The sequence below is a fragment of the Pseudovibrio sp. POLY-S9 genome, assembly GCF_001431305.1.
GTDB lineage: Bacteria > Pseudomonadota > Alphaproteobacteria > Rhizobiales > Stappiaceae > Pseudovibrio.
The window spans coordinates 3,054-9,938 of record NZ_LCWX01000128.1; the positions used below are offsets into that span (position 1 = coordinate 3,054).

Sequence of the window (6,885 nt, forward strand, 5' to 3'; positions counted from 1 at the left end):
AAGATGAGCCTTGGCTTTAGATGGGCCTCAGACATGGCGGCAATCTCTAATGCCAGCATCTTTCTGGAATTTTTATCAAATTGATTGACACCATAATGAGCGAGAATGACCTTTTGGTGCCTTTGCCGCGCCCTTGAGGAGTAATTGATAGCAGATACATCATTAACATTAAGCTTGCTGGCGACATAGGCGACATCACGTTGGTGGAAGGTGTCTGGCGAAAAGAATCTCTTTGTCGCCCGGAAGTATCCGCAGCTCACCAGAAAGAACACCTGATATGCTGGGTTCTGTAACGTTCCTGCTGTTTCCAGCAAAGCTTTTGAAAGATCGAAGAATTTCTGTCGCTCGCGGAAATCAAAAAGTGGTGGGGTGTCGAAGGCGGATTGTTCGCTTGCGCTTAAGATTTGCATGCGTGCCATAAGTCTGCTCAGCAATGTTAATGTGTTATCGTTGAAATGTTCGTTTTGCTTTGCCAAAATATCAAAAGAAACTCATTGATAAAAATAACTCTCCTGTTATCGCTTATTGCTGAAAAAGTTATTTTTATCGAACTAAACTCAGGAACAAAAAATGATGCCCCGGACCATCGCTTATTTGCGTGTCTCTACTACCGAACAAAGCCTGGAAAAAAACAGGGGGGCTATCCTTGCTTTCGCTAATCAAAACAACCTTGGTCGCATTGAATTTGTTGAAGAGCAGGCTTCAGGAAAAACATCCTGGCGAAAACGCCGGATTGCGGAGGTCATTGACACGCTAAAGAGCGGGGATACGCTGATCGTCAATGAATTGTCACGCCTTGGCCGCTCCATGCTGGAATGCATGGAGATCCTCTCCATAGCCGCTGAACATGGCATTCACGTCTATGCTCTGAAGGGGAATTGGCGGCTTGATGACACCATACAAAGTAAAATTATCGCCATGGCATTTGCTATGGCCGCTGAGATTGAGAGGGATTTGATCTCGGCGCGTACAAAAGAGGCTTTAAAAGCACGGCGGAACAGCGGGAAACCGCTAGGGCGTCCCAAGGGGCCGGGAAAAAGCAAACTTGATCAATACAGGCCTGAAATTGAAGCCCTGCTCGCCAATGGGTCAACGCAAAGGTTTATTGCAAGGCGCTATAAAACCACGCCAGCAAACCTGTCAAATTGGATCAGGAAGAACGCAATCAAAGCAAAAGATCACACATGATACCTATGTCGCGTTTGGTACCTTTGTTGGGATGAACCCAGCTTTCCCGCTATCTTTGCTAGAAGTTGGTTCGGGCCGATGCCAATTGAACACCTCAATTGTGAACCAACCTGCGTAGCTATGGCTTTTTTGATCTGTCGTGCGAGAGAAAGTGCTTGGTCGAGAGAGGCTGTTCTGCCGCCTAAGGCAACCTGAAATTCATCAACGGATCTGACGTATTCAAGCTCAGCCATGCTATCGACGACACGCGCTATTTTTTGATTGACCTTGACATATAGTGGATGACGGCTTGGCCGAAACTGCAGATGAGGACACAGTCTGCGTGCTTCATAAACACGGGTTCCGGTCCTGACGGAATAAGATTTTGCCTCGTATGAGGCCGCTACCACACATCCGCTTTTTTCATCTACTGCCGTAATGGCTACAGGCTTCCCACGCAAAGCCGGGTCCATTTGCTGCTCTACAGATGCGAAAAAGGCGTCCATATCGATATATATGGTTCGAAAGATCGTCATTACAGATTTTACCGATTGATTTTAGATGCGCTTTGTTCCTTATATGTTCTCATGGCAGATCGCAAAAAACAATTAGCAAATGTCGCGTTTGGGGGCTCCTGGTCAGAAGAACTGATCCACAAAGGCAAAGTTCAAGCTGTACTTGATGTGTTACGTCAGGCGGCGAGAAGATGCGATGAAGAAGATCCAAGGGGACCAGAATTAACGGCTACGCTCGTCTATATCGAGCGTCACGTTGAAAAAGGTCGAATGTATCGTATAGGGATAGAAAAAGCCTTGTCTTTACAAGATCCTACCCAGAGACAAACAGAAATGTTGAGGTATGTTTCGCTGATTGAAGCATGGATACAACCTGTTAAAGGGACGTAGGGCTGTCTGTGAGTAATAGAGCCTCATACTGAGTAATAAAGATCCATACTCAGTAATAAACTATCATACTGAAATGACGCCCAATGATCCGAAGTTGCCTGTCAGCGCGGTTCGATTTCATAATTGAAGTGCGGACTTTGCTGACGTCCGCTGCGGCGTAGAGAACTGGAAATGAGTATGGCTACGTCGAGATGCATCGGGCCAGAAGCCGCCATTAGAGCGTTTCCATCAAGAGTTGAGACACGCTAACTCGAAGTCCTTCCACTTTTCTCGAACCAGTCCAAGCTCACCGAAGTTGAAGGGGCAACCTCAAATTAGGCAGCCGGCATACGGCACAACTTTTCATCCCCAAACCCTTTAACCATACGATCACGTTTGGACGAGGTGTTCCATACGATACACTTCCCCGCATCCAATCCTCTTAAATAACAGTCAACAGTAAATGGTGGGGCATGCTCAGCAATACGGCGCAGTTCGCTCCACCTGGGTGATCTAGAGGAGAGATGAGATGCCAATAGATGGAGCTTCAGGTTTTAGCCCTTCGCACTTTATCGGAGGCGGTTTTGACGGAGATGCCTTCGAACCAACTTACGATAGTCTGCCAAGTTCAGTAAACGGGGACGGCGTAACTGCTGAAGGCCCTGAAAAGGTTGCACAAGTGTTTCGTCAAGAGCACGCACCAGTATTCCGCCTCGCAAACTCAACGCCGAACTACAACGACATCAAAGCGCAAAACTTCGGTGATCACGAAGGCTTCAGTTACTACAATCTACCGGGCGTCAACTCGTTCATTAACTTTGGTCGCGAAGAAGGGCAGTTTAAAGGCGAGAACCACGGCGATAAGGTTCATATTTCTGTAAAGAAAGAGCACCTCGAACAAGCATTTGATGCAATCTCTGGCCTGCTTTTGTCTCCAGACTCTCCAATCGACAAGTGGAAAGTGACCAATCTAGACTCTACTAAGGGTAGCGTAGATACTAGTAATCTGGCGCGACGTGTTTCTGATGGTGCCCAATTCACTCTCTACATCCGTGCTGAAGACGAAGGCGAGCCTTACACCACTGAGCAGCTGGTAAAAACACGCCAGTTCTTTGAAGAGATTGAAGGAGCTTTGCTGACCAACTGGGTAGATGAAGGCGTAAAGCCAGATTCAGACGTCTCCGCTCATCACTGGGGCTACATTAGCTACCGCAACGAGCTAAACAGCGACCGCGCTGGCGGCGAGCAACAAGCAGCGTTCCTAAAACAGGAACCCGTCTTCCGAGCTCTCACCGAGTAAAACGCGAAAATCATTTTTAGACCTAACCACAAGGCTGCCCTCGCGGCGGCTGAAAAGGCGGTCAAGAATATCCGACAACTTTGGCCCGCTCTAAGAGTGGGCCATTACCGGCCATTAGAGCGGTTCTATCAAGGGTTGATGCTTTCTGCGTAGTGGGTATTCTGAGCACTTTATTGAGCTGTCCTTTATGGATTTATGCGAGGACTTGATCAGGACACCAAGTAGTTCGCATAGCCCGTTGCTCAAATTCTATCATGATTAAAAGTGAACTCGTGCACCTCTCCAGCAGTTTCTACTAAAAAGGTAATTTCATGAGGTTCATCCGATTTTTCGACATTGTTGAATACGATGTATCCACCTTTCCAACCATTAGGCATTACTGTAGTTTTTCGCAGTATTGTTTCGGATAAATTACTCAAAGAACGTTCCGCATTTTGCCGAATTGCTGCAAAGTTTGCTTGGGAACGTGCGTTCGCTTCAGCTTGTGCCCGATTTGCTTGTGCAGCGTTGTAGGTTGTTCCAGAATAAGTGCCATATCCACTGTACCCGCTGTTGCCATAAACAGAGGTTGAGCCTCTATGATAAGTGTAACCGGCATTTGCAGCGTTAATGCCGTCAGCCACACCTGAGAGTGCAGCGGCTACAGCTTGTATAGTTTGCTTACGTTTGACTTCTGCAACAAGTTCTTCGTAAGTGCGCACTTTGGTTGGTTTTCCATCCACCAAGACCTTGATATTTTGTGGTGAAATATGGAACTCACTATCCGATCGATTGAATACTGAGAGGATTATTTCTGGGCGTTGTGTTGATTCATAACTTGATGTCGCAGGACGTAACGCGACAACCGTTTTCTTTTTTTCTGATATAATCGTAGCAACACCTGAATCATAAACTTCTTTCTGGCCTTCTTGCGGTACAGGACTCATGGATAGCGTTGATGCACAAGCTTGCAACCCTAGAGAGATAGCAACCAGTAAAGCAATCTTATTCATATGGCCCCAAAATGATTTTGAAATGTACTGCAGCCAATTTATAGCTGATTCAACAGCTATCCTTGCATGTTTTTAGCCTGTAATAAATTCATTACATACACTTGTGAATCATGACTAATATGTTGCTTATCTAAGTGATTGTCATTGATTGTCTATACTTTAAGCCTACTTGATCTGTGTAGGAACAAATCCACCACCAATGTTGGCAATAGGAGGTGAAACAATATGGAGGTTGGAACGGTTACAGCTACATACCGGGAAGGACTGTGAGACCGGGTCAACTGCGGCCATTCAGGCGATTCCATCATGAGTTGAACTAGTTCATGGCCGGAGCCCCTTGCTGCAGCTCTACTAGGAGCTTTTCTAAATTTCCGAAGTACATGCAAGTAGCCCCACTGGTACTCCCTTCGTAAAAGGGGTAGTTTCAAAAAGTGCTGGGTAATCCCCCCATTTTTGGACTGGCCTAAAGAAAATGGAGAGCCTCTGTCTCACTATTTCTTTTCTGTCTCTCGAACGCGATTGGCGATTGATAGCCTAACGAGGAGTGCCGTCTGATTGGATTGTAAAAGCCCTCAATGTAAAGGCCAAGTGCCTTTTCTGCCTTCTGACGAGTTTGAAAGGCCGTTCGCCACAACATTTCAGACTTAATGGTCTTGAACGTGGTTTCCACCATGGAATTATCGAAGCAATTGCCCTTGCCGCTCATCGAAGGGGTAATCTTGTGCCTCGATAAGAGCCGCTGATAAGCATCGGAGCAATACTGGGCGGATTCAATCGGTCGTCGGAATGATGAATGAGACCATTCAGAGAAGTCCGTGTCGCCAGAGCTCGCTTTAATGCCGTTGTCACCAGATCGGTCTTCATGCGGTTGCTGGTTGCCCAGCCTACGATACGCCTTGAAAACAGATCTACGACGATCGCCAGATACAGCCAGCCTTCTGAAGTCCAGACGTAGCTGATGTCAGCTCCCCACTTCTGATTGGGGCCGGTACAAGTGAAGTCCTGTCCCAGAAGGTTAGGGGCTACAGGCTTGTTGTGGTGGCTGTCTGTAGTTCTCTTGAATTTCTTTTTTCTCTCCACTTTCAGAGAGTTATCACGCATCAGGCGAACCACGCGATGCCTACCTACATTAAGGCCATCAGCGCTAAGTTCAGCTGCAATGCGCCGTGAGCCATAAGCTCGGTTTGAGGCTTCAAACTTGTCCTTGATATGAGCAAAGAGCACCATGTCCTCACGTTGTCTGGCGCTCGCAGGCCGCTTTCTCCAGGCATAATATCCGCTGCAACTGACACTCATAAAGGCGCAGAGGCTAGCAGTTGAATAAGAGGCGTTCTGTGCATCGATAAACTGATATCTCATCGACTTGTTTCCCTGGCGAAGAACGCTGCCGCCTTTTTTAATAAATCTCTCTCTTGCCGTAATAGCTCGTTTTCTTTGCGTAAACGGGCTAATTCTTTACTGGTATCCTCATGCGGTCCTGACAGCAGATCCTGATCCCGAAACTCCTTGATCCAGCGGTTCAAGGTAGCTCGTCCCACACCAAGATCGGCAGCGATTTCAGGAATGGGCCGACCACTCACTTCTACCAGCCGTACAGCTTCCCGTTTAAACTCTTCCGTATAATGTTTTCGACCCATGAAGTCCTCCTGAATTTATCGTATCAGAAGGCTCTCCAGTTTTCCTGAGCCAGTCCAGTCAGCGCTGACCAATAAACCTGGCTGGTCACCAAACCCTCAATCTGGGGAATTTTGGACCAGCGATAGTGGGGAAATTTGAACCAGCATTGACAGCCTTGTCGAGCGATGTGCGGCGCGTGTGCCGTCGCTGGCCAAAAGGACGATTACGCCACATGTCATCCGTCACACAAGCGCCTGCCATCTGCTGCAGGCCGGCGTCGATCTCAATACCATCCGCGCCTGGCTCGGGCATGTCAGCCTCGACACCACCAACATCTACGCCGAAATCGATCTCCAGATGAAGGCGGACGCCATGACGCTTTGCGAGGCCGGACAGGCGCAACCGAACCGGCAGTGGAAAGAGGACAAGGGGGTTATCGCGTTCCTGAACGCACTCTGACTACCAGATATTATGTTGCGCAGAATGCTGGAGAGCCGCCCCATATCGCGGGGAAACAGCATCTCTGCAACATAAGCGGCTGCGCAACATTATACCGGCAATCGCAGATTTTTGGTCGTGAGGGCATCGATCTGGACCGCTCCACCTTGAGTGACTGGGTTGGCCGCTCGACCGCTTTGCTGGAACCACTGGCTGATGCTATTGGCCGAATGGTTCGGCAAGGCAACGCAGTCTTTGCTGATGATACACCGGTCAAGCTGCAGGCACCGGGCAACAAGAAGACAAAAACCGCTCGTATTTGGGCCTATGTGAGAGATGAACGAGCTTGGGTAGGGCAATCACCGCCTCTGGCGTGGTGCCAGTTCACCGTAGATCGCAAGGGCGAGCACCCGCAAGGACACCTGAGCGGCTATAAAGGCTGGATCCATGCCGATGGCTATGCGGGCTTCAAAGCTTTGTTTGGCCA

At 48.3% G+C, this 6,885-nt stretch carries 7 protein-coding genes and 1 pseudogene; 5 read left to right on the plus strand and 3 right to left on the minus strand.

Annotated elements, in window-relative coordinates:
* The coding region (locus PPL9_RS11065) for a DUF4158 domain-containing protein (protein ID WP_057462759.1) at window positions 1-419 on the minus strand (419 nt) is incomplete at its 3' end.
* Window positions 420-570: 151 nt separating this feature from the next.
* Between PPL9_RS11065 and PPL9_RS11070 the strand changes: the two genes are divergently transcribed.
* From PPL9_RS11070 to PPL9_RS11085, 3 genes are all read left to right on the plus strand, one after another.
* On the plus strand, window positions 571-1,188 hold the full coding sequence (locus tag PPL9_RS11070; RefSeq protein WP_200962273.1) for a recombinase family protein: 618 nt from the start codon (window positions 571-573) through the stop codon (window positions 1,186-1,188).
* A gap of 530 nt (window positions 1,189-1,718) precedes the next feature.
* A complete protein-coding gene (locus PPL9_RS11080) occupies window positions 1,719-2,072 on the plus strand; it encodes a hypothetical protein (protein ID WP_057462761.1) in 354 nt (117 codons plus the stop codon).
* Between the two features lie 508 nt (window positions 2,073-2,580).
* Window positions 2,581-3,351, plus strand: coding sequence for a hypothetical protein (locus PPL9_RS11085; RefSeq protein WP_057462762.1), 771 nt, complete (start codon window positions 2,581-2,583; stop codon window positions 3,349-3,351).
* A gap of 242 nt (window positions 3,352-3,593) precedes the next feature.
* Here the strand turns inward: PPL9_RS11085 and PPL9_RS11090 are convergent, their stop codons facing one another.
* Window positions 3,594-4,343: a hypothetical protein gene (locus tag PPL9_RS11090; protein WP_057462763.1), complete on the minus strand. Its 750-nt coding sequence runs from the start codon at window positions 4,341-4,343 to the stop codon at window positions 3,594-3,596.
* Between the two features lie 463 nt (window positions 4,344-4,806).
* Window positions 4,807-5,980: pseudogene (locus PPL9_RS11095) on the minus strand (IS3 family transposase).
* Window positions 5,981-6,158: 178 nt separating this feature from the next.
* Between PPL9_RS11095 and PPL9_RS31260 the strand changes: the two are divergent.
* Together PPL9_RS31260 and PPL9_RS34195 are read left to right on the plus strand one after the other, a co-directional pair.
* Window positions 6,159-6,419 carry a tyrosine-type recombinase/integrase gene (locus tag PPL9_RS31260; RefSeq protein WP_244273378.1) on the plus strand — a complete coding sequence of 87 codons (261 nt, stop codon included), beginning with the start codon at window positions 6,159-6,161 and terminating at the stop codon, window positions 6,417-6,419.
* 146 nt (window positions 6,420-6,565) lie between these two features.
* Window positions 6,566-6,885 (plus strand): IS66 family transposase (locus PPL9_RS34195; protein ID WP_244273379.1); only part of this gene is annotated, 320 nt, incomplete at its 3' end.

What these genes read in the sequence shown, in the direction of transcription:
- PPL9_RS11070 (WP_200962273.1), top strand. Translation starts at nt 571, where the DNA reads ATGATGCCCCGGACCATCGCTTATTTGCGTGTCTCTACTACCGAACAA.
- PPL9_RS11085 (WP_057462762.1), top strand. Translation starts at nt 2,581, where the DNA reads ATGCCAATAGATGGAGCTTCAGGTTTTAGCCCTTCGCACTTTATCGGA.
- PPL9_RS11090 (WP_057462763.1), bottom strand. Translation starts at nt 4,343, where the DNA reads ATGAATAAGATTGCTTTACTGGTTGCTATCTCTCTAGGGTTGCAAGCT.